Annotated in this window: 25 protein-coding genes and 1 tRNA gene; 16 read left to right on the top strand and 10 right to left on the bottom strand. The window is 68.6% G+C overall.

Features of this window, described 5'->3' with window-relative positions; genetic code table 11:
* Nucleotides 1-41: 41 nt before the first annotated feature.
* Nucleotides 42-533 carry a YajQ family cyclic di-GMP-binding protein gene (locus tag E0H50_RS10620; RefSeq protein ID WP_131286545.1) on the bottom strand — a complete coding sequence of 164 codons (492 nt, stop codon included), beginning with the start codon at nucleotides 531-533 and terminating at the stop codon, nucleotides 42-44.
* 82 nt (nucleotides 534-615) lie between these two features.
* Between E0H50_RS10620 and E0H50_RS10615 the strand changes: the two genes are divergently transcribed.
* Both E0H50_RS10615 and E0H50_RS10610 read left to right on the top strand, forming a co-directional pair.
* Nucleotides 616-698 (top strand) — tRNA-Tyr (locus E0H50_RS10615).
* Between the two features lie 112 nt (nucleotides 699-810).
* Nucleotides 811-1,581 (top strand): potassium channel family protein, encoded by a 771-nt coding sequence (locus tag E0H50_RS10610; RefSeq protein ID WP_202868084.1) that lies wholly within the window; start codon nucleotides 811-813, stop codon nucleotides 1,579-1,581.
* 3 nt (nucleotides 1,582-1,584) lie between these two features.
* On the opposite strand, the gene E0H50_RS10605 is transcribed toward E0H50_RS10610, so the two are convergent.
* Nucleotides 1,585-4,032 (bottom strand): hypothetical protein, encoded by a 2,448-nt coding sequence (locus E0H50_RS10605; protein WP_131286543.1) that lies wholly within the window; start codon nucleotides 4,030-4,032, stop codon nucleotides 1,585-1,587.
* A gap of 106 nt (nucleotides 4,033-4,138) precedes the next feature.
* On the opposite strand from E0H50_RS10605, the gene E0H50_RS10600 reads away from it, so the two are divergent.
* From E0H50_RS10600 to E0H50_RS10580, 4 genes are all read left to right on the top strand, one after another.
* Nucleotides 4,139-6,301, top strand: coding sequence for an outer membrane protein assembly factor BamB family protein (locus E0H50_RS10600; RefSeq protein ID WP_165547053.1), 2,163 nt, complete (start codon nucleotides 4,139-4,141; stop codon nucleotides 6,299-6,301).
* Between the two features lie 82 nt (nucleotides 6,302-6,383).
* Nucleotides 6,384-7,475: a hypothetical protein gene (locus tag E0H50_RS10595; protein ID WP_131286539.1), complete on the top strand. Its 1,092-nt coding sequence runs from the start codon at nucleotides 6,384-6,386 to the stop codon at nucleotides 7,473-7,475.
* A 284-nt stretch (nucleotides 7,476-7,759) separates the two neighbouring features.
* A complete protein-coding gene (locus tag E0H50_RS10585) occupies nucleotides 7,760-8,908 on the top strand; it encodes a hypothetical protein (RefSeq protein ID WP_131286535.1) in 1,149 nt (382 codons plus the stop codon).
* A gap of 15 nt (nucleotides 8,909-8,923) precedes the next feature.
* Nucleotides 8,924-9,442 carry a YciI family protein gene (locus E0H50_RS10580; protein WP_131286533.1) on the top strand — a complete coding sequence of 173 codons (519 nt, stop codon included), beginning with the start codon at nucleotides 8,924-8,926 and terminating at the stop codon, nucleotides 9,440-9,442.
* On the opposite strand, the gene E0H50_RS10575 is transcribed toward E0H50_RS10580, so the two are convergent.
* Both E0H50_RS10575 and E0H50_RS10570 read right to left on the bottom strand, forming a co-directional pair.
* Nucleotides 9,439-10,128, bottom strand: a complete 690-nt coding sequence (locus E0H50_RS10575) for an alpha/beta fold hydrolase (protein WP_131286531.1) — start codon at nucleotides 10,126-10,128, stop codon at nucleotides 9,439-9,441. The two genes, E0H50_RS10580 and E0H50_RS10575, sit on opposite strands and share 4 nt — an antisense overlap.
* Nucleotides 10,128-10,550, bottom strand: a complete 423-nt coding sequence (locus E0H50_RS10570; protein ID WP_131286529.1) for a MarR family winged helix-turn-helix transcriptional regulator — start codon at nucleotides 10,548-10,550, stop codon at nucleotides 10,128-10,130. The genes E0H50_RS10575 and E0H50_RS10570 overlap by 1 nt, the downstream gene beginning before the upstream one ends.
* Nucleotides 10,551-10,641: 91 nt before the next feature.
* Between E0H50_RS10570 and E0H50_RS10565 the strand changes: the two genes are divergently transcribed.
* Nucleotides 10,642-11,526, top strand: coding sequence for an LLM class flavin-dependent oxidoreductase (locus E0H50_RS10565; RefSeq protein ID WP_131286527.1), 885 nt, complete (start codon nucleotides 10,642-10,644; stop codon nucleotides 11,524-11,526).
* Here the strand turns inward: E0H50_RS10565 and E0H50_RS10560 are convergent.
* The 3 genes from E0H50_RS10560 to E0H50_RS10550 form a co-directional block, all read right to left on the bottom strand.
* Nucleotides 11,523-12,320, bottom strand: coding sequence for an aldo/keto reductase (locus E0H50_RS10560; protein WP_131286525.1), 798 nt, complete (start codon nucleotides 12,318-12,320; stop codon nucleotides 11,523-11,525). The two genes, E0H50_RS10565 and E0H50_RS10560, sit on opposite strands and share 4 nt — an antisense overlap.
* Nucleotides 12,317-13,000 (bottom strand): RraA family protein, encoded by a 684-nt coding sequence (locus tag E0H50_RS10555; RefSeq protein WP_131286523.1) that lies wholly within the window; start codon nucleotides 12,998-13,000, stop codon nucleotides 12,317-12,319. Before E0H50_RS10555 ends, E0H50_RS10560 begins: the two co-directional genes overlap by 4 nt.
* Before the next feature lie 82 nt (nucleotides 13,001-13,082).
* On the bottom strand, nucleotides 13,083-13,622 hold the full coding sequence (locus tag E0H50_RS10550; protein WP_238150880.1) for a P-loop nucleotide/nucleoside kinase family protein: 540 nt from the start codon (nucleotides 13,620-13,622) through the stop codon (nucleotides 13,083-13,085).
* An 82-nt stretch (nucleotides 13,623-13,704) separates the two neighbouring features.
* Between E0H50_RS10550 and E0H50_RS10545 the strand changes: the two genes are divergently transcribed.
* Nucleotides 13,705-14,838, top strand: a complete 1,134-nt coding sequence (locus E0H50_RS10545) for an AlkA N-terminal domain-containing protein (RefSeq protein WP_131286521.1) — start codon at nucleotides 13,705-13,707, stop codon at nucleotides 14,836-14,838.
* Here the strand turns inward: E0H50_RS10545 and E0H50_RS10540 are convergent.
* Nucleotides 14,835-15,578: an isocitrate lyase/PEP mutase family protein gene (locus E0H50_RS10540; RefSeq protein ID WP_131286519.1), complete on the bottom strand. Its 744-nt coding sequence runs from the start codon at nucleotides 15,576-15,578 to the stop codon at nucleotides 14,835-14,837. The two genes, E0H50_RS10545 and E0H50_RS10540, sit on opposite strands and share 4 nt — an antisense overlap.
* Nucleotides 15,579-15,806: 228 nt before the next feature.
* Here E0H50_RS10540 and E0H50_RS10535 point away from each other — a divergent pair, with 228 nt between their 5' ends.
* Nucleotides 15,807-16,601: a class I SAM-dependent methyltransferase gene (locus E0H50_RS10535; protein WP_131286517.1), complete on the top strand. Its 795-nt coding sequence runs from the start codon at nucleotides 15,807-15,809 to the stop codon at nucleotides 16,599-16,601.
* Here E0H50_RS10535 and E0H50_RS10530 read toward each other — a convergent pair.
* Together E0H50_RS10530 and E0H50_RS10525 are read right to left on the bottom strand one after the other, a co-directional pair.
* The gene (locus E0H50_RS10530; RefSeq protein ID WP_131286515.1) at nucleotides 16,584-17,384 is read right to left on the bottom strand and encodes an RNA methyltransferase; all 801 of its coding nucleotides are present in this window, start codon (nucleotides 17,382-17,384) and stop codon (nucleotides 16,584-16,586) included. The genes E0H50_RS10535 and E0H50_RS10530 overlap by 18 nt on opposite strands.
* Before the next feature lie 10 nt (nucleotides 17,385-17,394).
* Nucleotides 17,395-18,435, bottom strand: a complete 1,041-nt coding sequence (locus E0H50_RS10525) for a LacI family DNA-binding transcriptional regulator (protein ID WP_131286513.1) — start codon at nucleotides 18,433-18,435, stop codon at nucleotides 17,395-17,397.
* Nucleotides 18,436-18,683: 248 nt separating this feature from the next.
* On the opposite strand from E0H50_RS10525, the gene E0H50_RS10520 reads away from it, so the two are divergent.
* From E0H50_RS10520 to E0H50_RS10490, 7 genes are read left to right on the top strand one after another with little or no spacing between them, the layout of a single operon-like run.
* A complete protein-coding gene (locus E0H50_RS10520; RefSeq protein WP_131286511.1) occupies nucleotides 18,684-19,970 on the top strand; it encodes an extracellular solute-binding protein in 1,287 nt (428 codons plus the stop codon).
* A gap of 8 nt (nucleotides 19,971-19,978) precedes the next feature.
* On the top strand, nucleotides 19,979-20,920 hold the full coding sequence (locus E0H50_RS10515; RefSeq protein ID WP_131286509.1) for a carbohydrate ABC transporter permease: 942 nt from the start codon (nucleotides 19,979-19,981) through the stop codon (nucleotides 20,918-20,920).
* Nucleotides 20,907-21,788, top strand: coding sequence for a carbohydrate ABC transporter permease (locus E0H50_RS10510; RefSeq protein ID WP_238150879.1), 882 nt, complete (start codon nucleotides 20,907-20,909; stop codon nucleotides 21,786-21,788). Before E0H50_RS10515 ends, E0H50_RS10510 begins: the two co-directional genes overlap by 14 nt.
* A 23-nt stretch (nucleotides 21,789-21,811) precedes the next feature.
* A complete protein-coding gene (locus tag E0H50_RS10505; RefSeq protein WP_131286507.1) occupies nucleotides 21,812-22,576 on the top strand; it encodes an SDR family NAD(P)-dependent oxidoreductase in 765 nt (254 codons plus the stop codon).
* The gene (locus E0H50_RS10500) at nucleotides 22,573-24,273 is read left to right on the top strand and encodes a heparinase II/III domain-containing protein (RefSeq protein WP_131286505.1); all 1,701 of its coding nucleotides are present in this window, start codon (nucleotides 22,573-22,575) and stop codon (nucleotides 24,271-24,273) included. The genes E0H50_RS10505 and E0H50_RS10500 overlap by 4 nt, the downstream gene beginning before the upstream one ends.
* On the top strand, nucleotides 24,273-26,252 hold the full coding sequence (locus E0H50_RS10495) for a heparinase II/III family protein (protein ID WP_131286503.1): 1,980 nt from the start codon (nucleotides 24,273-24,275) through the stop codon (nucleotides 26,250-26,252). Before E0H50_RS10500 ends, E0H50_RS10495 begins: the two co-directional genes overlap by 1 nt.
* A complete protein-coding gene (locus E0H50_RS10490) occupies nucleotides 26,249-26,857 on the top strand; it encodes a YesL family protein (RefSeq protein WP_202868083.1) in 609 nt (202 codons plus the stop codon). Before E0H50_RS10495 ends, E0H50_RS10490 begins: the two co-directional genes overlap by 4 nt.
* Nucleotides 26,858-26,886: the final 29 nt, after the last annotated feature.

The raw sequence follows: 26,886 nt of genomic DNA, 5'->3' as shown, positions 1-26,886 counted from the left end.
CCCACCCGCGAACCGATTACCGGGCACAACGCGGCTGGGATTCAGCGGTAGTTGACGAACTGGACCGCGAAGTCGAGGTCCTGGCCCTTGATCAGCGCCTGCACCGCCTGCAGGTCGTCGCGGCTCTTGCTCGAGACCCGGAGCTCCTCGCCCTGGATCTGGGCCTTGACACCCTTCGGGCCCTCGTCGCGGATCAGCTTGGACAGCTTCTTCGCGTTCTCCTGGGTGATGCCGGCGTCGATCGTGGCGTTGATCTTGTAGATCTTCCCGGACAGCTTCGGGTCGTCCGCCTGCAGACCCTTGAGCGAGATCTGGCGCTTGACCAGCTTGTCCTTGAACACGTCGAGGACGGCGTTCACCCGCTCCTCGGTGCTCGCCTGCAGGTCGATCGCCTCACCGGACCACTTGATCCCGGCGTCCACGTTCTTGAAGTCGAACCGCTGGCTGATCTCCTTCGCCGCCTGGTTCACGGCGTTGTCCACCTCCTGACGGTCCACCTTGTTCACGATGTCGAAGGAGGACTCCGAAGCCATGGGCACATCCTTTCCGATTTGCTGTCAGGGCCACTACCTGTTGTATCGTCTCCCACGCCGGTTCACGAACCGGCAGCACCCTGGCGGGTTGCCCGAGCGGCCAAAGGGAGCAGACTGTAAATCTGTCGGCTTATGCCTACGCAGGTTCGAACCCTGCACCCGCCACTGGTTGCAAAACCAGCCCCTGATCTGCGGAAACGCAGGTCGGGGGCTGTCTCGTTGGATGCCCCAGGTTGGGGGTGGTGTGGCTCGCGTAACACGTGGCGCTGTTGGAACGATGTTCGATCCGGGGGGAATGATGGGGAGGGACGCGTTCGCCGAGCAGTACGAGAGGGGCGCCGAGTGGCCGTTGACGGTCGCGGCCGTCCTGTTTCTCGTTGCCTACTCGTGGCCGGTCATGGAGCCTTTCATGGCGGAAGGCCTCCGCCATGCGTGCTCGGTCGCGGCGGTCGCGATCTGGGCAGTGTTCGCGTGCGACTTCCTTCTTCGGCTGGCCCTCGCGCGGCGACGACTGCGCTTTCTTCGTGAGCACGTCGTCGACCTGCTCGTACTGGCGTTGCCACTGCTCCGGCCGTTGCGGGTTCTACGGGTCGTGACCGCGCTGGGCCGGCTGAACCGCCGGGCGGCGTCCTCGCTGCGCGGTCGCGCGATCGTTTACGTGATCGGTGGCGTCGGCCTGTTGGGGTTCACCGCGGCGGTTGCAGTACTGGATGCGGAACGTTCGCAGCCCTCGGCGAACATCAAGAACTTCGGCGACGCGGCCTGGTGGGCAGTCACAACGATCACCACGGTCGGATACGGGGATCGTTTTCCCACCACGGGTGCTGGGCGCATCGCCGGCGTTGGGCTGATGCTCGGCGGGATCGCGCTGCTCGGGGTGGTGACTGCTGCACTGGCCTCCTGGTTCGTCGAGCACGTCGCACGGCAGGAGCGCGATGAGGCGGACCTGCGAGAGCAGGTGTCGGCACTCGTCGAGGAGGTCCGGGCGTTGCGCGCCGAACTGGGCCGTTCGCCGAGCGAGCTGGAGTCAAACGAGCCCGGCAGGTAGGGGCTACCGGTCGCGGGATTCGTGGGCTCGAGGGTTGGCGTTGGCGTTGGAAGCAGGCGTCCAGGAGGTCGATTCCACGCGTTGGGCGGGGGACGTTGGGTTGGTGAGCAGGTGGCGTAGGCGGTCGAGTTCGGCGGTGGGGGGCGTGGTGTTGAGGGGGCTTGGTACGCCGGCCTCTTGCCAGAGGGTGTTGATCTTTTCGAGGGTTTGGTCGAGGTGTTGGCGGACGTGGGTGCGTGAGTCGGGGGTGCCGTGGGTTGTGTGGTGGGCTACGGCGGACTCGGCTTGGGCGAGTTGTTCGAGGGCGATGAGGCGTTCGGCCAGGAGCGGTTTGCCGGGTGGTTCGGCAGCCAGGCGGCGTACTGCCTCGTCGATGCCGGTGCTGGGCGGGGTGGGCTGGTTGGTGATTGCCTCGGCTTGCATCGCTAGTTGGGTCATCAGGTAGCGGGTGATCGCGCGCTGCTCGAGCAGTTCGGTCTGGTTGACGGCTCGTACTGCCTTGTCCGTTTCCAGCGCCTCGTGGACCCCGAGTTCGCGGCGGCGGAACAGGTAGCGCGCGGCCGGTGTCGCCGTCGTCGAACCCGCCGCGCCCGCAGCAGTGAGCACGACTGCGAGATCGGGGAGGTCGAGGAGCATGTCCAGGCCGACAGCTCCGGCCAGTCCGCCGAGTGAGCCTGCCGCTGCTTGGACGGCGTACGCCGACAGCGGTGCCCGGGCAGGCGGACGCGGACCAGCGGGCGGCGCCGTGACCGTCGGCAGACCGCGCTCGGCGGCTCGCGTGGACAGGTCAGCAGGTGGGCCCGCCGCATTCTCCAACCGGTCGGCGAGCTCCCGGAACGCGCGCAGCCGCGGCTCGACGCTCTCGGCGAGCGCCACGGACTGGGCGGCCTCCTGGTGCTTGCGTGACCACATCTTCGAGGCGTCGCGGGCGGGCTCATCGCGGTTCAGGAAGTACTTGTCGCCCATCGCGCCGGTCAGCGCACCGAGCAGGCCGGGGCCGGCCGCGGCGAGCAAGCCCTGCATTTCCGGACCGACGTGCCGCGCGAGCGGGGTGGGCTCGGCGCCGGGCGTACGGCGGCCTCCGACGAACGCTCGACGCGCCGTACCCGACACGTTCTCGATCAGCTGCGCCGCAAGACTGACTGTGAACGGCGGCGCACCCGGAACATCCGCGGCCGACGGCGCGTCGCCCGGCGCGGCTGCCCCGGTTCGCAGCGCGCCGAGCGCCCGGTCGAACCGCGTCCGCAGCTCGTTGATCTCGGTGGCCAATTGGTTGACGTACAACGTCGGATCGGAGAGGCGGATTCGTTCGGTGGCGTCGATGCGCCGGAGCCGGAATTCCAGTTTCTTCGTGTCGACCAGGCGTTCCGCGAGGGACTTGGCGAGGGCCGACGTCGCGATCACCAGAGCGGTCGACATCGCCGGTACGCCGAAGGTCGTGAGAGCCCCCGCGACCGCGGCGGTGGCCAGGGTCGGCATCGCGTACCGGCGCAGGTAGTTGCGCCAAGCCGTTGCCCGCGGCATCTTTACCATCGCAGGGCGGACCGGATCCGCTCCGTCCAGCAGCGCACGCAGCCCCGGAAACTCGTACTCGCGCTGTTTCCGTTCGGCTGTGTACGCCGGTTTCCGTCCGGACATCTTCTGCTCGTCCAGGCGCCGCTCGGCGAACGATCCGACGGCCGCGTTGACGATCGTCGGCACCGCGATACCGAACCCGACCAGCGGATTGCCGGTGAACACCGCCGCCGCCGTACCGATCACCGCGGCGGAAACACCCGATCCGCCTAGCGCCTTCGCGAGGTACCCGCGTTGATCGACACGATCCTCCAACGGACGTGCGTCCGGGTCCGCGGCGCGGTCGAGGATCGCGCGTTCCTCCGCGGTCAGGAGAGTGCGGAGCAGTTCGGCGTTCGGCTGTCCGTCGGCAACGCCCATGGTGAGCGCGAGCGCCCGGATCCGCTTGCGTACCGCGGCCCGCCGCGCGTCGCCTGTCTGGTCGCGGGGGAGTGTGCGTTCCAGCCGGCCGCGCTGGCGGAGCTCGGCGCGGTGAGCGGCGTCGGCAGGGCGTTGTACGGCGTCGACGTCCGGCGTACTGGCCGGGCCGAAGACCCGGTACTCGCTCGGTTCGCCACCGCGGATCACGGCTGCGGACTCGGCCAGTGCCCTGGCCAGGGTCGGCGCGACCTCGTCGGGCGCCAACCGGTCCGAGAGCGTCAGGTCGACGGTCGGTACGTCGTCGAGGTCCAGGGAGTACTCGAGGCTTACCCCGGGGCGGACCGGTCCCACGCGCTTGATCAGCCGGAACGTTTCCGCGCCGCCGGAAATCGTGTACGTACCGTTTCCGTCGTTCCGCACGGTGCCGAGCTCGACCGCCAGTTCGTCCGGATCCGCCAGCAGGCGCCCGGACTCGGCGCTCACGATCACCCACCCGGGAAGGAACCGCGCCGACATACCCCTCCTCGTGAAAGTTAGTGCAGCCTAACCTGATCGGCGGGTCGGACCGGGTGTCTGCCAGGATCGGCAGGTGGCTGGATTACGGGGAATGTGGGATGACGTGGTGCCTGACGCGGGGGCGCTCGCGGACGAGTTGGCGGGGCGGTACGTCGAGAAGTGGCGAGTTGCCTATCGGGATCGGTACCTGGTCGATGTGCTGACCGCGCTGGAGCCGCTGGAGCAGTTGTGTACGGATCCGGCGGCGGTGCGGTTGGCGGCCTGGTTCCATCGCGCCGAGCACACCAGGGCGAACACCGAGCAGCAGGATGCCGAAGCGTCGGCGCAGTTGGCGGAGGAATTGCTGCCGACGTACGGCGTGACCGCGGTGCGGACTGCTGAGGTTGCTCGCCTGGTCCGGCTCACCGGCGATCGCGCCCAGGTTCACGATGCCAACGCGGACGTGCTGCTCGACGCGGTCGACGCCGTACTCGCGGATTCGCAGTACTCGACGTTTGCGTCCGAACTGCGCCGCGATACCCGTTTCGACGCGGAGGCGCGGCGGGAGCAGCTACGGACCATGCTCGCGTCCGAGCGGATCTACCGGACGCAGCGCGCGCACGAGCGGTACGACGAAGCCGCCCGGGCCAATCTCACCTCGGAGCTGGAGCTGCTGGATCAGCTGACGCCATCCGTCTGGCGTGGTTGGCAGCGGACTGGGCTCTCGGTGCTGGCAGTGCTAGCCGCATTCGTTGCCTTCGCGGCAGGCGCCGCGGCGATCGGGCAGCCGTGGCAGATCCCCGCGTCCGAGAGCGATCCGAAGTGGCCGGCCGTCGTCATGGCTCTGTTCGCGGCCGCGGCGGTCGCCGGTCTCTGGTGGGCGGTACGCCGTTCCGACCGCAAGGCCCGCATCCTCACCGCCGTGCCCGCAATGATCGGACTCGTCTGCCTGGTGACCGTGCTACTCACCGTTCCGCGGACAACCGGTGCTTCGGGAGTCGGACAACGTGTTCCGCTCCTGGTGATCCTGTCCGTCCTGCTGATCCTGGCCGGCGCGGCAGCCTTCGCTGCGACCAGGTTCACTCCCGGTGTCACCCGGAATCGCGGCCAGATGCTCGCCGCCCTCGCCGCCGTCGTGGCAGTAGTTCTCGTGACCGTCTACGTCATCGATCCGCTCCAGCGCGCCTACATGTTCAGCGCGAACGAGCACGTCGAAGGCGACCGTCGGCCGGCGAACCTCGACGCGGCATCTGTTGTGGTCGGCAGCGACCGGATGTGGACCAACGCCGGCCGGCTCGAATTCGGTGCGACCGTCGCGACCGCGCACGGCATCGCGATAGCGCGCGGCCGCGGCACCGTCGAGATGCTCGACCCCGCAACCGGCAAGTCCCGCTGGCGGTACCTCCGCGCGAACACGAACGACGATCCGGAGCTGTCCGTGCTCGACGGCGGCCGGAAACTGCTGGTCCGGTACGACGACTTCGGGTACCTCGTCCTCGACGCCGACACCGGAAGACGTACGGCGGGCTGGCGGGAACGGACCCGCGACTACGACATCGACGACAACGACCCACTGATCACCGGAAAGTCGGTCAGCAAAGGCTCCGACAAGCTCTACGGAACGAACTTCGACGGCTCCAACCGCTGGACGTACGAGCCCGGCCGCTGCACCAGCATGAGCGCCGAGGCCATCGCAGGCATGGTCGTCGTCGGATTGGCACGCAGTTGTGGCAACGCCCCCGACCAGCTCATCGGCTTGGACGTGAAGAGCGGCAAGAAGCGCTGGATCCGGGACGGCTCGCTCAGCAACCTGATGGCGGTCGGCGACCTGGTCGTCGGTGTCGACGGCGACGGCGACGGACGGAAATCGCGGAAACTGACCGCGATCGATCCGAGTTCCGGCGCGGTCCGGTGGGTCTCCGATCTGCCGTCGGACCGGAACTGCTCGGTTCAGCTGAAGCCGGCCGCCGACCGCGTCGTGCTGCTCAGTTGCCCGAGCCTCGCGGAGCGCGCCATCGGTACCCTGGTGCAGTACGTCGACGCGGCGGACGGGCGGGTCGTCTCGGCCGCGAAAGTAGGGTTCGCGGCCGGCATCCGGTACGCGGTGACGCCCGGCGGCCGGGTGTTTCTGATGGACAACGAAAACGTTTGCCGGATCGCGAAGATCTCCGAAGGCGCCCAGGTCGAGTACGTCGACCTGGATCGGAGCGTCACGTGCCGGCAGGGTGTGATCGCTGCCGGCGAGCTGATCCTGGTCAGTGGCAGAGACGGCCTGATCGCCCTCAGATAGCCGGGGACCGAGGCGGCCGGGAATAGGGTTTGCTCGGGCGGGAGTTGAAGGTTGAGTCCGAGTGTTTTGAGCGAGGAGAACGATGAAACCCACCGAGTTCGTGAAGGTGAACAGCCAGTTCTGGGGGGAGCACCTGAAGGAGGCTGCCGGGCATCTGCCGGTGAGTCACCGGACCGAGCTGCCCGGGCCGATGCTGTTCCCGCGGATGATGGTGCTGACCGAGACGCCGGACTGGAACATCCTCGAGCTCGTCGGGCTGACCCGTGAGTACCGGTCGCTCGAAGTCCGCCGGCAGAAGGTGGGCAGCGTCGAGGAGTACTTCGGAATCGGCGACGGCCGCACCGTGGTCGCGAACCTGCAAGGACAGAACTGGTTCAAGGACGCGACCGTCACGACCGACGCCGGCAAGAGTGCCCTCGAACAACGTTTTCCGGGCACTGGGAACATGCTCGGGGACGTCGCGGCCGGCCCGGCGGACGAGCTGCTGCGGTTCGCGCCCGGAAACTACTCGACGTTCGACCGCGCGCTGCTCGTGCACACCGCGGGCGAGTCGCTGCGCGCGCACTGGGTGTTCTTCGCGCTGGCGATCCACCGCTCCGAGCCGGCCGACAAGTACCTCGACTTCCTGCGGAACTACTCCAACGCCAGCCCGCACCTCGACCCGATCGGCACGGTCAGCCTGCCGGTCGACCCGGCCGTTCTGAAGGCGGACGCGTTCGAGAGCACGTACCTTGCGCACGGTCTGCAGGATTCGACCGTCGACGAGTTCCTGGACAAGCACGAGAGCATCCTGCTGTCGGCGTTCGACGCGACCAAGCTGGTCCGGCAGCCGGCCCTGGGCGACCTGCACCCGGACTTCATCCTCGAACGCGCCGACGGCAGCCACATCGTCGGCCGGCTCGAACTCCCGGTCGTCGACACCGTCAACGGAAAGAAGCGCCGTCGCGTTTTCCGTACCCCGGTTCAGGACAGCGCGACCGAGCTCGCCCGGTCCGCGGAGTACCTCGCCAACCCGGAGAACCGCTCCCAGGTGAAGTCGAAGTACGACGTCGACATCACCGACCCACGCCAACTGCTGATCGTCGCCTCCCAGGAAACCGTCACCCCCGCCCCCGGCGTCGAGATCATCGACTACGACACAATCCTCCGCATCCACCTGGCCACCACCGCCTGACCCCGCAGCACGCGGAGTGCGTACGGCGACCCGCCGTACGCACTACCGTCTGTCCTTCACAGGCCGGACGACTGGGGGATGCCGCGATGCAAAACGACGACCCACAGACCCCGATCGGGCCAGTCCCGGGAGGCAGCGCCGGAGCGGGACCCGGTGCCGGAGCAGGTGCAGGTGCCGGTGCTGGAGCAGGCGCCGGAGCTGGTGCGGCTCGGCGGTTCGGGCCGGAGAGCACACCGAACCGGGAGCTTGTCGATTTGTTGTTCGTGTCGCCGACGATGCAGAGATTGGCTACGGAGGAACGCGAACAGGTCGCCGCGCAGGCGGTTGCCGTCGTCGCGCGGATGGAGCGTGCCGATCGACTCAAGCGACGGGGACTTGCAGCTCTGGGAGTGCCTGCTTGGGTTCTGGTCACCGCGGGCGTGATCTTCCTGCAGTGGCGGATCGATCTGTGGCTGACCGACACCGGCCCGACCTGGCGCACCGTCGCACTGCCGTTCCTGATCGGCCTGTACCTCATCTTGATCGGGGCCCCGGCGATGGCCGGATGGTTCGTGTTTCAGGAGTTCGACGAGGACGACCGCACCGGCCCGCGCGCGGTCCTGATCGTCGTCCTCGCGAGCGTGCTGACCGTAGCGATCGTTGTCGGCGGTGGGTGGGGTCTCGGCGAACTGGCGCCGAGCGGACTCACCGGCGTACTGGTGTTCGCCCTGGTCAGCTGGGCGGTCGGCGGCGTCTTCGGCGTGGCGGCGCAGACCGTCGAAGGCCTGGTGACCGGAGGCCGGATCCGCCTCGGGCTGGATCCGCGGGACCGGCTGTACGCCGACCTGCTTGGTCTGCTCGCGGTCGCGGACGACCTGTTGTCGCCGGAGGACGCTCGCGGGCATGCGGCCGATCAACCGACACGCGCTCGCACTCTCGTCAGCGAGCAGGCCTTCGGCTGGCGGTCGAGTCGCAAAGCGCGGCGTGTGTACGGCGACATGTTCGAGCGGACTGCCCGCACGGTGGAGAACAGCTTTCACAGCATTGTTCCGCTGCGGCAGGCGGCAGTGCGGAGGGAGCTGCGTTTGACCGGGCAACGGATCGCTGCGACGCTCCGGGCTCACGCTGCGCGGTTGATGGTCGACAGATCCTCCTTCGAGGCGGACATCAGTGACAAGCTCGCGGCAGGTCTCGTCGCCGCTCTGCGCGACGACTGGCGGCTTCTGGCTGTGACCGAACCGCCCAACGTCTCGACCAGGCTGCTCCGGAAGTACGGCCTGAGGTGGGCGATCGCAGCGTTGCTGGTTGCCGCCGGCATCGTTGTCCCCGAGTTGGCCGGAAACGACGTGCTTCCCGGTTTCCGCGCGCTGGCCGTCTCTGCCGGGATCCTGCTGGCGATCGACTCGCCGTCCGGCACAGTCCGATGGTTCGCCGACGTCGTCAAAGCGCGCTGATCATAAGGTCTGAGCATGGAGTACTTCGTCTACGGCCGCGACAAGGCGGGCGGGTTCGAGATCAAGGTTGCGTTGAACGAGGAGCATTGGGCGTTCATGGACGGGTATGGCGACCGGCTGATCGCGCGGGGGCCGACGTTGACCGAGGATGGGCAGCGGACCACGGGGAGTCTGCACATCGTCGAGTTGCCGGACGACGATGCGGCGAACGAGTTCGCGTACGACGAGCCGTACTTCCGTGCCGGCGCTTTCGAGACTGTGGAAATCCAGCGTTTTCACAACCACGCCCCGGGCCGCACGATGTGGGACTTCGGCGCCGCGGTCGAGGGCTACCACCGCTATCTCGTCCTCACCAAGGACGCGTCGCGGCAGCTCAGCTCGGAACACCTGATCATGTACGGCGACCGCCTCGACGGCGACCGGCACCTCGGGAGAGCCGCGCTGCTGGAGGCGCCGAACCCGGAGGCCGCCGCACACCTCATCCAAGCCGACGACGCCGAAGTACATCCCTGGGAGTTCGGCGGCAGGCGTTAGTCATTAGGCCCGCGGCTGAGCAGCAGCTCGGCGATTGTCTGGGCGACGCGCTGCCCGTCGGCCGACGCGTCGCCCAGTCCACACGTGCTGTGGTTGAGCCCGTCGAACTCCAAGTAGGTAAAGCCGATTCCTTCGAGTACCGGCCTGAGGCGCCGCAGTCGCCGGATCGCCGGATCGGCGGTGCCTAGGTACGCGATCTTGGTCCCGGGGTAGCGCCTGAGCTCGTGGTGCCAGTCGTACGACCGATACCTCCGCCAGAACTCCAGCGCGGCCCGAGGCAACCGAGGCTCCCGCTCCAACCGGCGCATCTCGCCGTCCGTCGGGAACCCGATCGGCGTCACGCCGCCCATCACCAGCGCGGCGGCGCGATCGGTCGAGGCGGCCACGACCGCCGACATACAGGCCGGCTGCGAGAAGCCCCAGACCGCGAACCGGTCGATGCCCTCCTGGTCGAGCACGGCCAGCACCTGGCGCCCGATGTCGCCGAAGTCGAAGGCCTCGGGACGATCGCCGGCGCCGAAGCCGATCGGGTGGATCTGCAGGACGCGGGAATGCTCGGAAAGTTGCTCGACGATCGGATAGTCCGGTGGGCGCCGGTTGTTCTTCATCAGCACGATCGCCGGCCCGGAGCCGTGCACCCGGTACGCGACGCGGGAACCCGACAGCTCGGCGTACCGGTAGGTCATCAGGCGAGGATGGATCGCAGGGCGCTCGTGATGGTGTTGCGGGTCGATGCCGGGAGATCGGCCGTCATCGTGTTGATGCGGTCGACGACCGCGTCGTGCGCTTCGTGGGCCAGGGCGAGGCCGTCGGGGGTCAGCTCGATCTGGCTGGCTCGGCGGTCGGTGGGGCTGGGGATGCGGGCCACCAAGGTACGGCGTTCCAGGCGGTCGACCATGCTGGTCAGGCTGGACCGTTCGATGCTCAGGATCCGGCTGAGTTCGGTCATGCCGAGCGGACCGCCGAGCAGCACGCACAGCAGATGCGCCTGCTGCGGGGTGAGGCCGAGCGGGCGGCTGGTCTCGGCGTGCAGGTCCTGCAGCCGGTGCATCGTCTGCACCAGCGCGCTCGCGAGATCGGTGTCCCGGGCAGCCGTCGTCGTCACCATGACCCCATGATAGTCCGTCACCCTAATAGTTTGCAGTTCTAACTTTTCGTGCTACAACTAATTAGAACAACGAACTATCTGAGGAGTCGCCATGAACGTGCGCTTCGGCTACGGCTCGCCGGACGCTGTGCGCGAGGCCGCCGGGATCGTCCGGCTCGCCCAGCAGGCCGACCGGGACGGTCTCGATCACGTCAGCCTCGCCGACCACCCGTACGTCCCGGACATGCTCGACGGGTACGCCGCGATCGCCTTCGTGCTGGGGCGAACGGAGCGATTGTCGGCGTTCGTGAACGTGACCAACCTGCCGCTGCGACCCGCGCCGGTCCTCGCCCGTACGGCGACCTCCCTGTCGGCACTGTCCGGCGGCCGCTTCGTCCTCGGCCTGGGCGCCGGCGGGGCCTGGGACCGCATCACGACGATGGGCGTGCCGGAACTGCGCCCGGCCGAGGCGGTCGAAGCGTTCGAGGAGGCGATGCAGCTCGTCCACTCGATGTCCGACGGCGGTACGCCGGCGCCGACCAAGCACTACCCGATCGGGCCCCTCCGCCCGGCGGCCGTCCCCGCGCCGCTGATCTGGACGGGCTCGAACGGCCCCAAGTCGCTCGCCGCGACCGGCCGGAACGCGGACGGCTGGATCCCCGGTCACGCCGCCGACTGGCTCAGCGACCGCTTCCGCTGGTCCCGCCCGATCATCGACGAGGCGGCGCTCTCCGTCGGCCGGAAACCGTCGGACGTCGCGACGATCTACAACTTCCCCGGGGCGATCACCGCGACCCCACTCCGCCGGACCCGCGACGACGAAGGGCGCTGGCTCGGCGGCTCCGCGGCGCAATGGGTCGAGGAGCTCATTGACGCGATCCTGAACCACGACGCCGCCGGATTCACGCTGTTTCCGCGCGGTTCCGACTCGTTCGAGGTCCAGCTGTCCCGCTGGTCCCAGGAGGTCGTGCCCGCGGTCCGGGCGGCGGTCGGTTAGTCGAGTGTGGCGAGTTCCTCGGGGCTGAAGTGCAGCGAACCGGCGGCGATGTTCTCTTCGAGGTGGGCGACGGAGCCGGTGCCGGGGATGGCGAGGATGTTGGGGGAGTGGTGGAGGGTCCAGGCCAGCCGGACCTGTTGAGGCGTCGCGTTGTGGGCCGCGGCGAGCGCGTCGACGGCGGCTGAGTCGTGGGCGTCGGTGATGGCGCCGAACGGGACGTACGCGATGTCGCGCTCGGCGCAGAAGCGGATGATCGCGTCCTCGTCGCCGCGGCGGTCGACGGCGTAACTGTTCTGTACGCAGACGATCGGCGCGATCGCGAGCGCCTCCTCGACGTGGTCGAGCCGCACGTTCGAGACTCCGAGCTGTTTGATCAGGCCCTCGTCGCGGAACTCCACGAGCCAGCCGAAACGCTCGCCGAGCGAGCCCTCTCCGGTGATCCGCAGGTTCACCACGTCGAGGCAGTCGACTCCGAGCTGGCGCAGGTTCGTCTCGACCTGCTCCCGCAGTTCGGCGGCCGTCGTCGCGTTGTAGAAACCGCGTTCCGGATCACTCCCCGGCCCGACCTTCGTCGCGATCACCAGGTCGGCCGGGTACGGCGCCAGCGCCTCGCGGATCAGCTCGCTCGCGAAACGTTTTCCGGACCCGTAGAACGCGGCAGTGTCGAGATGGTTCACACCGAGCTCGACCGCGCGCCGCAGTACGGCGATCGCTCGGTCGGGATGCGCCGTGATCCGCATCGCGCCGAACCCCATCCGCTCGACGGAAACGTCCCCCAGCTTCCAGGTGCTCATTCCTCGATCGCTCCTCGCACCGCGCGCAGGTGCTGACGGAAGGTCAACGACGGATCGGCGGCCCGGCGCTCGAGGAACTGCGTGAAGCTCACCTGCGAGCGCAGCGACCGCCCGGCGCGGATCTCGTCCGCCTGCCGGTGCTCGGTGTCCCGGATCGTCTCGGCGAGCCCGAACAGTTCCTCCAGCCGATCGGCCGGTACGAAGACCGCCCCATCCTCGTCCGCGAGTACGACGTCGTCCCGGGTCACCGTCCACTCGCCGATCGTTGCCCTGGACAACGCATCGGCCGGCTGCGGGTCGAGCCGCAACGGCCCGGTCGGCAACGCTCCGAGGCTGAACACCGGCAACCCGATCGCGGCGATGTCGGCCGTGTCCCGATGCAGTCCCCAGATCACGATCCCGGCGACACCCGCGGCAGCAGCCTCCAGCGCGGCCAGATCACCCACACACGCCTCGTCCCGCCGGCCACCGTTGTCCACGACCAGTACGTCGCCCTCGACAGCGGACTCGAACGCCTCCAGGAAAACGTCGACACTGCCGACATGCTGCGCCGGCAACACCCGCCCCGCGACTCGGCCGCCGGCCACGGCCGTCAACGACACCGTCCGCACCTGCACACCGGCCCGCACACAAGCATCAGCAACATGTGCAGTGGTCAACCCCGCAAACCGCTCGAGCATGTGGATCCCCTCCGCGAATCGCCAACGACAGGAGGTAGTGCACCATGTCCGGCGGCTCCCCGCGTGCGCGCCCCTGCAGTCGTCAGCGCGACAGGAACGCGAGGATCTTCTCCATCGGCGGCTCGGTGGTGGTGTCCACAGTGAGAGAAGGAACGGGGAGGTCGATGGGCTGAAAGGAGTTGTGGGTGCGGAGCCGGGCGTCGGCGCTGATCTGCGCGTCCTCGTGAGCGGCCCGGCGTGGGTCACTGGACGTCCGGTCGGTGATCCGCTGCAGCGCGACCTCGGCGGGGACCGTGCAGTGCACGATCCGGACGTCGGCGCGGCCGAGCAGCGGGCTCAGGCCCGGGCTCCACAGCCGGTCCTGGAACGCCGCTTCCGCGACCACCGTCGTACCGCGGCCGATGAGCAGGCCGAGTACGTCGAAGAACGTCGACAGCGTCCGCATCGTCAGCGGGTCACCGGGGCCCGGCACGAAGCCCGGTGTCGCGTGCGCCATCCCTTCCTTGATCTCGTCCCGGCAGATCGCGGGGCAGCCGATCGCGGTCGCGATCCGGTGCGCCAGCGTCGTTTTCCCGGTCCCGGGCGGACCACTCACTACGACCAGCATCGGTTTCGACGGCACCCGCCGTACCTTAGCCGTCACGGTGGGCACTCGGTGTAAAACGCGTGTCAGAACTGTCGGTGGCCCCGTCTAGCGTGCTTTCGTGACGACCTATTCCGCGGTCCGAACCACTGGGATCTACTGCCGGCCCAGGTGCGGGGCCAAGCCGCTCGCGGAAAACGTGAGCACGTTCGAGCTGCCCGCCGCCGCGGAGGCGGCCGGGTATCGCGCCTGCCTGCGCTGCCGACCGTACCGGGTGGCCGGGACGGTGGCCGACGAGGCGCCCGAGCTGGTCTGCCGCGCGGTCCAGCTGATCATCGCGGGCCTGCTCGACGAGTCCGGTGAGGAGGCGTTGGGTGCGCGGCTCGGGGTGTCGGCGCGGCACCTGCGGCGGATGTTCCACGAGCACCTGGGCGTCACGCCGGATCAGTTCGCGATGCGCGAGATCTTCCACGCGTCACCGCGGGCGCTGCGTGAGCGTCGACGGCGCGGTGACCGGCTCGCCGCGGACGGTGGTCTGGTGCTGTGGTTGCCGTTCACTCCGCCGTACGACTGGGATGCGATGAGCACCTACCTCGCGGCGCGTGCGGTCCCGGGTGTCGAGTCGGTCGAGGGCGGTGTGTACCGGCGGACGATCTCGCTCGACGGCGAGCCTGGTCTGCTGGAGGTCGGTGCGGGCGGCGACGATCATCTGATGCTGCGGGCGCATCTTCCGTTCTGGGAGGGCGTCATTCATGTCGTCGGTCGGGTTGGTCAGCTGGTCGGGCTCGATCAGGAGCCGGTCAGCGCCCGGGCGCAGTTGGCGGCGGACGCCGATCTTGGGCCGCTCGTCGCCGCGCGTCCTGGAATACGTGTTCCTGGTGCGTGGGGTCCGTTCGAGGTCGCGGTGCAAGCGGTCGTGCGGGATCGGCTCGGCCCGGAGGACGCGAACGAGGCGTTGCGCAAACTCGTCGAGGTGTACGGCGTACCGGTCCCGGGGCTCGGGCACGGGCTGACGCACCTGTTCCCGGGACCTGAGGCGTTGACCGGAGCCGAGCTGGTCGGGCCGCTCGCGCGAGAAGTTGCTAACGGCAACCTCATGCTCGGGGCCGGCGGAGAACTCGAGGCGGTCACGAGTCCGCGGGCCGCGCAGGAGATCGCGTTGCGGCTCGGGGCCCGTGACGCCTGGCCGTTCGACGACGAGGCCGAGCACCTCCGCCCGTGGCGCTCCCTCGCCGCCGCCCACCGCCTGCTCTAGCGGGCGGCGAGTGTGTTGTACGTGCCGTTGGTGAGCAGCTCTTTCGCGGCCGCCGTCGCCAGCGCGTACGCCGCACCCGTGATCGCCGGACCGACGCTGATCCGCACGACCCCGAGGTCCGCGAGTTCGGCGACCGTCGGCGCGCCCGGGCCGACCATCACGTTGAGCGGCAGCGGAGACGCCTGCACCAGCTCCGCGATCGTCGGCGCGTCAACGACCCCCGGAACGAACAGCACGTCCGCACCCGCATCGGCGTACATCTTCGCCCGTTCGATGGTGCCGGTCCGATCACCGAACAGGTACGTGTCGGTCCGCGCGTTGATCACAAGATCGATGCCCGCGGCAACCGCCGCCGCACGCGCCGCCTTGATCCGCTCGGCATGCACCAACGGATCATCGAGGACCCGCGCCGTACTGTCCTCGAGGTTGATGCCGACCGCACCCGCCTCGATCACAGCGGTCACCGTCGCCGCGACATCGCCGTACCCCGCCTCGATGTCGGCCGTCACCGGAACAGATGCCGTCGCGCAGATCGCCTGCAGCGCCGTCATCGCGGACTCCCGGCTAAGCCCGCCGGCGTCGTCCACCCCCGCGGCCCAGGCGACCCCCGCGCTCGTCGTCGCGATCGCGGTCGCCCCCGCGGCCTCGATCGCTCGCGCCGAGCCGGCGTCCCACGCGTTGGGCAGTACGAGCGGCGGCTGCTCGTGCAGTTCACGCAACCGCCGCGCCAGGTCGTTCACCGGCTGACCAGCAGTTCGTGGTCGACCTCGACGATCGGAAGCACCTTTGCCAGCATCGGATTTCCTCCTCGTGGTTCTTGCAGTACCTCAAGGTTCGCCGGTGGGCCGGGGGTCGGTCCGGCCATATTCGGTCATGTACATCGTCTCGTATTACAAGACGATATGTCTCATCAAGCAAGATCCTGCATTAGCGTGAGGATTGTTCGAGCGAAGGCAAAGGAGCCTGGGATGAACAACGTGTACACGCACGGCCATCACGAGTCCGTACTGCGGTCGCACAGCTGGCGGACCGCCGAGAACTCGGCCGGATACCTGCTTCCGCACCTGCGGCCCGGGATGTCGCTGCTCGACGTCGGCGCCGGTCCCGGCACCATCACCGCCGACCTGGCCCGCCTGGTCGAGCCCGGCCGGACGACCGCGCTGGAGGCGAACGCCGCCGCCCTCGACATCACCAGGACCGCGTTCGAGGACCTGGATCTCGACGTGGAGTTCGTCGTCGGCGACGTCCACGCACTGGAGCTGCCGGACGACACGTACGACGTCGTGCACGCGCACCAGGTCCTGCAGCACGTAGCGGATCCCGTGCAGGCGCTGCGGGAGATGCGCCGCGTGTGCAAGCCCGGCGGAATCGTCGCGGTCCGCGACTCCGACTATCACGGCTTCGTCTGGTACCCGGAGCTTCCCGAACTGGATGAGTGGATGGCCCTGTACCAGCGGATGGCGCGCGCCAACGGCGGCGAACCGGACGCGGGCCGGCGCCTGCTCTCGTGGGCGCGCGCGGCCGGCTTCGAGCAGGCGGAGGCGACGACGTCGACCTGGGCGTTCACCAACCCGCAGGACCGCGCGTTCTGGGGCGGCATGTGGGCCGACCGCATCCTCAAGTCGGCGCTGGCGGATCAGGCGCGCGCCTCCGGCGTACCGGAGGAAGAACTGACCGCGATCTCAGAAGCCTGGCGGACCTGGACGAACACCCCCGACGCCACCATCTCCATCCTGCACGGCGAACTACTGTGTACGGCGTGAGCGCTGGCGGGAGATCTCGTAGAGCACCGCGGTCGCGGCGTTGGCGGCGTTGAGGGAGCTGGCCGATCCGGTGATCGAGATCCGGACCAGGTGGTCGGCGGCCTCTTTCCACGCCGTACTCAGGCCCGCGGTCTCGTTGCCGATCAGCAGCAGGACCGGTTGCGTGAAGTCGAAGTCGTAGACGTCCGTCGACCCGTGTTCGTCGGTGCCGACGATCACCGTTGACGTACGGCGTACCCAGTCGAGCACCTCCCGATGCGAAGGCGCGCGGACGGCCGGAACCGCGAACAGCGATCCCGTCGTCGCGCGGACCGCCTTCGGGTCGTAGATGTCGGCGGCATGCCCGGTCACGATCACCCCGTCGGCGCCGAACGCGTCGGCGGACCGGATGATCGACCCGATGTTCCCCGGCCCGGTCGGCCGGTCGAAGACGACGCCCAGGAACTCCGGCCCGATCGGGATCCGCTCGAGATCGTCGGGCGGCAGTTCCAGTACGGCGATCAGCTCGGGCTCGTCCTTCTCGCCGAGTTCGGCCAGCAACTCCGGCGCCATCCCGATCCGCTCGACGTTCGGCAGCCGCTGCAGCAGGTCGGAAGCCCAGCGGGACAAGGGCCTGGATGCGTCGGTGATCACGGTGCGCACCGGCCAACCGTTGTCCACGGCAACCGAGATCGGCCGCACGCCCTGAACCAGGAACTCGCCGGACCGCTGCCGTTTGGTGCGATTGGTCAGCGAGGCCTGCCACACCTGGAACCGGGCGTTCCGCGACGAAATCCTTTGCATTGGGCCTATTTTACGACGGCGGCGCGGTCGACTCGCGGACGATCAGCTCCGGGCGGAACAGCAGCGACTGGCCCTGGGTCGGGCCGGAGTCGTCGAGCCGGGAACGCAGCTGGGTGAACGCGGCCGCCGCCATCTCCTGCATCGGCTGCCGGACCGTGGTCAGCGTCGGCGCGTACAGGTCGGCGAGCACGATGTCGTCGAACCCGACCACCGACACGTCCTTGCCCACCTCGAGGCCGCCGTCCCGCAGCCCGCGGCAGACCCCGAGCGCGCACATGTCGTTGATCGCGACGATCCCGGTCGGCGGCTCCTCCAGCGCGAGCAACTCGGCCGCGGCCGCGCGCCCCAGCTCGGACGCCTCGACGTCGCCGAAGTCGTCCGCGTCGCCCTTGACCGGCGCCCGTACCGAGGTCTCCGGGTCGATCCCCGCTTGTTCGAGGCCGGCGGTGAACCCGCGGTAGCGCTCCTTGCGGTTGACGCTCGCCAACGCGCCGGACACGAACGCCAAGCGGCGGTGCCCGAGATCCGTGAGGTGCTGCGTGGCGAGCTGGCTGCCGATCGCGTTGTCGACGCTGATGCTGACGAGCGACGCCGGGTCGCCGGCCTGCGACGTACGGTCGAACGCGACCAGTTGCAGCCCCCGCTCGACCAGCGGCATCACATGCTCGAGCGACGGCAGCGAGGAGCACAGTACGACGCCGTGCACGCCGTCGGCCCACAACTCGTCGACGTAGTCGCGCTCGCGCCGGGGATCGCGCTCGGAGTTGCAGAGCAGGACGTGGTACCCCTCGGCCAGCGCCGCGGACTCCAGATGGCGTGCGAGCGCACCCCAGAACGGGTTGCCCACCGACGGGACGACGAGCCCGATCGTGGTGTTCCGGCCGGTGCGCAGTTGCCGGGCGGCCCGGTTCGGCCGGTAGCCGAGTTTGTCGATGGCGCGCTCGATCCGCTGCCGGGTCTCCGGCAGCATCCGGTGGTTGCGCCCGTTGAGCAGGTTCGACACCGTGCTCGGGGAGACGCCCGCCTCCGTCGCGACCTGCTGGATCGTCACCTCGCCAGTCCTCAATTCACCGCCCACCCGCGCATTCTGTCACCCCGTTGTGTTGCCGTCTCGCAGTGCAACGATGCATCAACTCCTGACCAAAGTCCAGCTCCGGTTGGTGAGCGCCGAGGTCTTGACGGCTGGCGAAATCCGTTCCTAGCATGCGGTGCATCGTTGCACCAACCTCCTCGGTATGCGGCGCTTCACTGGTGCATCGATGCACCAGTGACTCTCCGCAGCACCACGAAAGGCGCGCCATGGAGTACACCCGCAGATCTGTCCTGACCGCCCTCGGGCTCGGCGCCGTCGCCGCGGCCACCGGGTGCTCCGCGTCGGGCGGCAACACCCAGGCGGCCGCCGACGGACCCGCCGAAGGCGAGATCAGCCTGCTCACCCCGCTCTTCGAGGGCAGCACCGGCAAGGACCTGCTCGAGGGCAAGCTGCTGCCCGCGTTCAAGCAGAAGAACCCGAACGTCACGGTCAAGGTCGACTACACGACGTACGCCGCCCTGAACGAGAAGATCACCACGAGCCTGGCCGGGGGCCTGATGCCGGACGTGGTGATGCTCGGCGTCGGGTGGATCCCGCCGTTCGCCCACAAGAAGGTGCTCGCGCCGCTGCCCGACGAGCTGGCCAAGCGGTACGAGTACGAGGACCGCGTCCTCGAGCCGTCACGGTACGACGGCAAGCTGTACGCGTTGCCGATGGTGCTCGACACCCGCATCGTCACCTACCGCAAGGACCTGTTCGCGGAGGCCGGGATCAAGGCCCCGCCGAAGGACTGGGCCGAGCTGCGGGCGATGTCCAAGGAGCTGGCCCGCGGCGACGGGGCCGGCAAGCTCACCCGGGTCGGCTTCGACCCGTTCTCGATCGATCTCCGGCAGTGCTGGGAGACGTTCCTGTTCGCCAACGACGGCAACCTGTTCGACGAGTCCGGGCAGCAGGTGAAGTTCAACGACGACCGCGGGGTCGAGGCGTTGCAACTGTTCCTCGACGTGATCAAGGACAAGTCCGCCGACTACTCGTTCAAGTCGTCGGCCGGTCAGCCGACCACTCTCCAGCAGGGCCGTTCCGCGATGATGATGTCGAACAACTCGCTCTGGGTGCAGCTCAAGAAGCAGAGCCCGGAGTTGCTCGAGGAGGACAAGGTCGGCGCGTTCATCCTGGCCAACAAGGTGCCCGCGATGCTGCAAGGCGGCACCATGGTGGCCCGGTCGGCCTCGTCCAAGCACGCCGCCGCGGCGCAGGCGCTGGTCGAGTTCATGGGTACGCCGGAATCCATCCTGCCGACCGCGGAACAACGCGGTTCCGTACCCGGTGTCCAGAACCTGCGGACCTCGACGTACGTCAAGGAAAACGGATTCGTGAAGCTTGCCCTGGACAACATGAGCAAGGCCCGGTCCGAGGGCGGTACGGCGGCCTGGATGGAGATCCGGGAGAAGATCAAGACCACCCTCGAGACCGCGGTGGTCGGCAAGCGGACCGCCAAGGAAGCGATCGACGAGCTCGCGAACCTGAGCAAGGAAGCGATTTCGCGACTGTGAGCGGAACCATGGTGTCGACACGGGACCGGGTGCGCGCAGCCGCACCCGGCCCCTCCACCGCTCCACCCCGGCGCCGTGGGCTGCTCCGCGCCCGGCGCCGGGCCGGCCTCCTGATGGTCGCGCCCGCCGTGCTGCATGCCCTGATCTGGATCGGCATCCCGCTGATCGCGGCGATCGTGCTGAGCTTCACGTCGTACGACGTGCTCACGCCGCCGCGCTTCATCGGGCTGGAAAATTTCCGCGACCTAATTTCCGACAACGTTTTCCGGCGTGCCGTGCTGAACACCAGCATCTACACGTTCTTCACCGTTCCGGTGGCGATGGGCATCGCGCTACTGATCGCGCTGATGCTGAACACGCGGCTGGCCGGGCGGGCGATCTTCCGGACCGCGATCTTCATCCCGCAGGTGACCGCGACGATCGCGGTGGCCCTGGTGTGGCTGTGGATCTACGACCCGCGGAGCGGTCTGGCCAACGCTGTCCTGTCGTTCCTCGGCCTCGACGGCCCGGCGTGGCTGTCGTCGACGGACTGGGCGATGCCGGCCGTGATCGTGGTCGGGATCTGGCAGGGGATCGGGCTGAAGATGCTGATCTACCTGGCCGCGCTGCAGAGTCTGCCGACCGATCTCTACGAGGCGGCGTCGGTGGACGGCGCGTCGAAGGTCCGGCAGTTCTTCAGTCTCACGCTGCCGCTGCTGCGGCCGGCGACGTTCTTCGTCTTCGTCACGTCGGTGATCGGCGCGTTCCAGTCGTTCGACCAGGTGTACATCCTGACCGACGGCGGGCCGGCCAACAGCACGACGATGATGACGTACGAGATCTACAAGTCCGCTTTCCGGGAGTTCCGGATGGGATACGCGTGCGCGCAGAGCCTGGTGCTGTTCGCACTGCTGCTGTTCCTGACGTTGCTGAACCGGCGGATCACCGGAGGTGACCGTGCCACCCGTTGAGACCTCCCACCGGGCGCGGGCCGGCCGGATCGCGCTCTACCTGACCCTGAGCGTGATCTCGCTGGTGATGATCGTGCCGTTCGTCTGGATGCTGCTCACCTCGGTGAAGACGCCTGGCGACATCGCCGCGGTGCCGCCGCGGCTGTTCCCGACGGAGTGGGCCTTCGGCAACTATGCGGACGCGTTGCGCGCCGCGCCGTTCGCGACGTACGCACGGAACAGCTTCGTGATCGCCGCGAGCCATACCGTGCTGAACGTGCTGATCGCGTCGATGGCCGGGTACGCGCTGGCGAGGCTGCGGTTCCGGGGCAGCTCGCTGATCTTCCTCGCGTTCGTCGGGGCGCTGATGATCCCGACGTACACGAAGATCCTGCCGGAGTTCCTGATCGTGCGGTTCATGCCGCTGTTCGGCGGGAACGACATCACCGGGCAGGGCGGCACCGGGTGGCTGGACACCTGGTGGGCGCTGATCATCCCGGGTGCGGTCAGTCCGTTCTCGGTGTTCCTGTTCCGGCAGTTCTACCTGGACCTGCCGGTGGAACTGGAGGAGGCGGCCCGGCTGGACGGCCTCAGCGAGCTGGGCATCTACGCGCGGATCATGACGCCGCTGGTGAAGCCCGCGTTCATCACGGTCGCGCTGCTCACCTTCGAGGGGTCGTGGAACAACTTCCTCTGGCCGCTGCTGGTGACCAAGAGCGACAGCCTGCGGGTGATCCAGGTCGGACTTTCCGTTTTCCGCACCGAGAACGACACCCAGTGGGCGTTCCTGATGGCCGGGACCACGCTGGCCACCGTGCCGATGGTGGTGCTGTTCCTGATCGGGCAGCGCTACTTCGTCCAAGGTTTCGCGACCGCGGGCATCAAATGACACTCACGAAAGGAACTGTTTCTATGACCGGGGAACTGTTGGGGATGCGCGCGCTGGTGACCGGTGCCGGGCACGGCATCGGCCGCGGGATCGCGCTCGGACTGGCCGCGGCCGGAGCGGACGTCGTCGTCCACTACGGCAAGTCCGCCGACGCGGCGGCGCAGACCGTCAGCGATATCGAGGACCTCGGCCGGAAGGCGATCGCGGTCGGCGCCGACGTGACGTCGACGGCGGATGTCGACCGGCTGCTCGACGAAACGGCCGGTTTCCTTGGTGGTCTGGACGTCCTGGTCTGCAACGCCGGTCACCTGATCGGGCGGGTCAAGGTCGAGGAGATGACCGACGAGCACTTCCAGCAGGTGGTGGACGTGAACCTGGGGGCGACGTTCCGGACGGCTCGGGCCGCGATTCCGCACCTCGCGCAGTCGGCGAACCCGCGGATCATCACGATGGCCTCGCTCGCCGCGCACAACGGCGGCGGTCCCGGGTCGGTGATCTACGCGGCGGCCAAGGCCGGGATCCGCGGTTTCACCAAGGGCCTGGCGAAGGAACTCGGGCCGCAGGGGATCACGGTGAACTCGGTCGCGCCGGGCTACATCGCCGAGACCGCGTTTCATCAAACGTTTTCCACCGCCGCGGCGCAGGCGACCATGGTCGCGGGCACGCCGATCGGCCGCGCCGGGCAGGTCGAGGACGTGGCGAACGCGGTCCGGTTCCTGGCGCTGCCGGCGTCCGGGTACCTGACCGGGATCACCCTCGACATCGACGGTGGCACGTGGCCCCGATGAATCCCCCGACCGAGCGTGGCGGCTGGTGGCACGAGTACGTGTGCCCGGCACACGGTGTCGAGCTGGCGCACGTCGGATTCGATTCCGGAAACTTTCCGGCCGGCGGGGTTCCGTGTTCCTACGGTTGCCGGGTCGACACGCCCGCGGTGCGCGGCGCGTGGACCGTACTGGCCCATCACTTCTGGGCACGGCGGATCCGGTTGCTCTCGTACGACGGCGGTGGGGCCGACCTGCTCACGTCGTACGCGCGGCTGTACTCGGAGCTGACGAAGGCGGGGGAGCACGAGCAGGCGCAGGGGTGGATGCAACGCGGGCGGCTCTTTCATCAGGCCCTCACGGATGCGGTGTGGGGCGTGCCGATCGCGCACTCGATCCTGAACCTGGCAGGGAAGGCCGAGCTGAGTGAAACGCTGCCGATGCTCGACGACATGGTCGCTGGGGCGCGGCGGGCGCGCGACGCGATGGTTGCCCAGGACAAGTTCTCGTCGAACTACACGGCGTGGTTCAACGCGCTCGGTACGACGGCCGGCCAGGCGGCTGCTGCCGTCCGGGGTGAGGCGTGGTCCGGCGCCGCTGAATGGTTGACCGGCGAGCGCGGCCAGTTCGCCCACCTGGAGGCGTCGACCGGCGAAGACGGTTGGGAGTGGGAAGCGAGCACGTACTACCACGGCTTCGTGCTGCGCGCCTACCTCTTGAGCCTGCGCGGCTTCGACCCGTCCCTGGTGCCTGATCGCCTGGAGAAGATGATCGCGGCCCTCTCCTCGATCGCCACCGACGGCGGCATCCTCCCGGCCCTCCACGACGGCCCGTACCTCCGGGCGCCGCTGGCGCTGGAGTGGCTGGAGATCGTCGCGCTCGCCCGCCAGTTCACGACAGGCCACGGCCTGGATGCAGTCGCTGCTCGGGCTTTGGCCGAGGTCGGGCCCGAGTACGACGGCCTGGAAGACAAGTTCACCAACTGGTTCAGCGGCGCGCCTCGAACGTCGGCTTCGATCCAGGGCGAGCGCATCAGTTCGTGTTATGCGGTGATGCGCGTGCCCGGCATCCACGCGATCCTCGACCATGGGCCGCACGGCGGTTCCCACGGACATCACGACAAGCTCGCGCTCTACCTCTACGGCGCCACCACCCCCTGGCAACCGGATCCCGGTCAGGTCCCGTACGGCCACGCCCAGTGGCGCGCCCACTACAAGTCGGTCGCCGCGCACCCCACGATCCGCATCGACAACCTCGAACCCGCGGAAGCACCGGGGGAGCTGGCCCACGACGCGAACTCGGTGACGGCCACGATCGCCGGCTGGTACGACGGCGTCCGCGCGACCCGGAAACTGATTGCTGGAGACAACTACCTGGTGGACGTCGTGCGGGTCACGGCGGATCGTGAGCGCGAGATCGTCCTGCAGTTCCGGCCGGATGTCGAGCTGACGGTCGAGGTCGGGCCGGATGCGTTCCGGACGACCTGGACCGGCGACGAGACGCTGTACGGCCACCACGTGTGTCGTGGTGCTGTGCCGGTGACTCGGCCGGGCGCGGGGCCGGCTGATGACCCGCAGCGGGTGCGGACGTGGGTCGACTGGACGGTTGCCGGTGCGGAAGCGACGTACTGCTCCGTCTACTCGACTGCGCCCGTCGACGTGCTGCTGGCGGGCGACGTGGTCAGGGTCGCCGGGCATGAGCATCCGATCGGAGGGCTGTGATGTTCGACGATCGTCTGGCGGAGGTGCGTGACGGGCTCGAGGGGCGGTACGCCGCGCAGTGGCGGCGGTTGCGGGAGCAGTGCGACTGGTACCGGACGCAGACCCCGCCGACCGAGCACCCGTCCGCGAGCATCACGTACTTCGGTCCGGCCGCCGCGAACCTCGCGCTCGCGTACCGCCTGACCGGCAACGAGGGCTACCGCTCCGAGGCGGCCCGCTGGATCTCGGCCGCAATCGGTTTCCCTCACTGGGGCAAGGCGCATCTGCCGGACCACGACCTGGACGCCGGCTGGCTGCTTCACGGCTTGTCGCTCGCGTCCACCTGGCTCGGCGACGACTTCGAGCAGGCCGGCGAGTTGCGCGCCAAACTGGAGCTGCAGGGCTCGCGGCTGTACGAGTTCGCCGTCGAGTCCGAGGGCTCGTGGTGGAGTTCGTCGTACTGGCAGAACCACAACTGGATCTGCTACACCGGGCTGGCCGCGGCCGGGTACACGCTGGGTCGCACCGAGTGGACCGATCGCGCCCGGCGGAACTTCGAGACAGTCATCGAGTTTCTGCCGGCGGACGGGTCGGACATGGAGGGCGTCGTCTACTGGCGGTACGGCGTTCCGTGGCTGGCGACGTACCTGGATCTGTTGCAGGATCAGGAAGGGCTCGACTGGTGGGAGCGCTGCCGGTTCCTGGCGAACACGTTTTCCTACCGGTTGCAGCAGTGTGCGCCGGGGTTCGAGGAGAACATCGATCACGGTGACTGCCACGACCGGCGGAGCGGGCACAGCGTTGCGCTGTACCGGAAACTCGCCTCCGCGTACCGGATCGGTGAGGCGCAGTGGCTGGCGGAACTTGTTTCCGAACGTTTCTTCTGGCGGGAGGCGTACGCGAGCGGCGTGAAGCCGGGCGTGATGCCGGAGGCGTACCTCGAACTGCTCTGGTACGACGATTCGCTGCCGCCGGTCGATCCCGCGAAGACCGCACCGTTGTCGGCGTACTTTCCGGACCTCGGCCTCGTCACGGCGCGGACCGGATGGGACGACGAGGCAACGATGGTGTCGTTCAAGGCGGCGCCGGGTGGCGGGCACCAGGCCTGGGAGACCTCGCACAGGCTGGACCGCGAGCGCGGGTGGGACACGTTGAGCGCCGGGCACCATCATCCCGACTCGGGGTCGTTCGTGCTGACGTCGCGGGGCGCGTTCCTGGCCGTGGACGAGGGATACAGCAACCGCAAACGGGCGGGGGACCACAACCTGATCCTGGTCGACGGCCTCGGGTACGCCGATGAGGACCGGTACCACGTCTACAAAGGGATTCCGTACGAACGGCAGGCGCGGATGGTCGACGTGCATGCGGTCGACGGGACGGCGCATGCCACCGCGCGGATCGCGGCGATGTACCCGCCTGAGCTGGGCGTCACGCGGCTCGATCGGACGCTGGTCTTCACGCCGGGCGGGCGGCTCGTTCTGCTGGATCGGTGCGCGGCCGAGTCGCCGCGTGACTGGACGTTTCTGCTGCACGCCGACTGGCCGATCGAGTACGGCGACGAGATCGCGCTGCGGTCCGGGTCGGCGCAGGCGTGGGTTCGGTTCCATACGCCGCTGACGGTCGAGTCCGCGGTGACGGAGGTTGAGGCCAACCCGACGTCGAGCACTCCCGGCCTCAGGCTCACCCGCACGATGCACACCCTCCGTGCGACCGTCCACGGGTCGACGACCGCCACCCTCCTCACCACGATCGAACCAACCTCCGCCCTCCACCCGACCCCGCCGACGGCTCGCCGGCTCGACCTCGCCCACGGTTTCGGAATCACCTTCGACGACGAGACCGTCCTCCTGGCCGACGACGAAGGAGAACTCGACCCCCAGGCCATCACAACAGCGACCTCCGCGACGCCCGCAGCGGGCGAACCTCCGCAGCGAGCCGATCGTGATGGCCTGGCGGTCCGCGCCATCATCCAAACCGCCCACAGAACGGTCGTCCTGTGACCGCGGCGGGCGTCGGGCGGCGGGACCGGGTGGGGGTCAGTCGGCGGGCGCTCGACTGGTTGGGGTGGGTTGCCCATCCGGCTGCGGCGGGGGTGGCGTTCACGCTCCTGTGTCTGGGGATCGTGACGTGGTTGCCGGCGTTGGCTGCTGTCGGGTTTGCCCTCAACCGGTGGCGGACCGATGGTGACACGCGCTGTTTCACCGGCGTGTTCGTCGGCTGGCGTAAGTACTGGCGCGCGTTGCTCCCGCACTCGGTGCTGATGACGATCGCCGCGGTGATTGCCGCGAGCAACCTGTCGTTCCTGTCCAGCCGCTCCGGCCCGCTCGTCCTGACGTTGTTCATGATCCACATCGGCCTGATCGCCGCAGCGGTCACCTACCATCTCGCGCTCGCGGTCGCCGCCGGCCGCGCTCCCTCCGGACCAGCCGCAGACTGGCGACGTACGGCGTTCCGGCTCGCCTTCACCTCCGTACCGCGCGGCACCGCACTCCTCGGTGCCGCCATCGCCGCACCGGTCTTCTCACTCGTCGTACCAGCAGGTCCCTTGCTCCTCGGCACCACCGTCCCGGTTCTGGTCGGCCTGCTCGTCGCTGACCACTCCTAGACAGCACCCATAGGCAGCAAACCGCCCAT

Source organism: Kribbella sindirgiensis, assembly GCF_004331435.1.
In the GTDB taxonomy this organism is placed as follows: Bacteria; Actinomycetota; Actinomycetes; order Propionibacteriales; family Kribbellaceae; genus Kribbella; species Kribbella sindirgiensis.
This window is presented reverse-complemented; position numbering and strand designations above follow the sequence as displayed.